The organism is Oleiphilus sp. HI0067, from assembly GCF_001635735.1.
Genome location: NZ_LWFI01000550.1, coordinates 1 through 726 on the forward strand (window position 1 = coordinate 1; position 726 = coordinate 726).

At 41.2% G+C, this 726-nt stretch carries 1 protein-coding gene; it reads left to right on the top strand.

Annotation, left to right across the window (positions count from 1 at the left end; all coding sequences use genetic code 11):
* The coding region (locus tag A3739_RS29510; RefSeq protein ID WP_197472120.1) for a hypothetical protein at positions 1-726 on the top strand (726 nt) is incomplete at both ends.

Here is a 726-nt window from a genome sequence, read left to right on the forward strand (position 1 = left end):
GGAGAATGAGACAGATGAGGTCATTCGGCGCTTAAGAGCGAATGAGGGACGAAATGCGTATGATGCAACGAAAGTCAATCCTGCTGAGTTTGTAGACAGTGAAGATCTTCTTCAAGGCAATGTAGATAGCGATGGCGATCGTCCATTCTTCGTTACGTTTGATGGTACTGGTGAGTCGAATGTTATTTTTTACAGCCCGCAGGTGATTAAGGAAGAAATAGAAAGACGTAAGACCAATGAAAGTGTCAGCAAAGCAACTACTCATTCGGTAGAGGATGTTAATCAGTCTATTTCACTTCCTGATAATGCCGACCCAAACGTTGCTAGAATTTTGTCCTTAGACGAGGCTGATAGCTACTTCGAGCGTTTTAATACGCGTTGTTGTAACAAAATCCCGAACGTTGGTGTGTTACAACTAAGGTCTGACAAGAGCTTACATGTCCCTATTGGTCAAGACGACTTCTCTTATCGATTCATTGATGGCGATAGTCGCTATCGTTTGGTCCGTGTGCCGAATTTAAAGAAAGACTATTTACTCACTGTAAAAACCTTTGTGAAGGGATATAAACAGTATGGGATAAAGCATGGTGCTTTTATTCCTCAGATTGTGATGCTCGATCGAGATAAAAATGTAACACGTGTGATAAGTGATATTTCTGCTACTTCGCATGCTGAAACGTGGTCTAGCTATGGCTATTTAAAATCTGTTATCGAAGTAAAACAGAC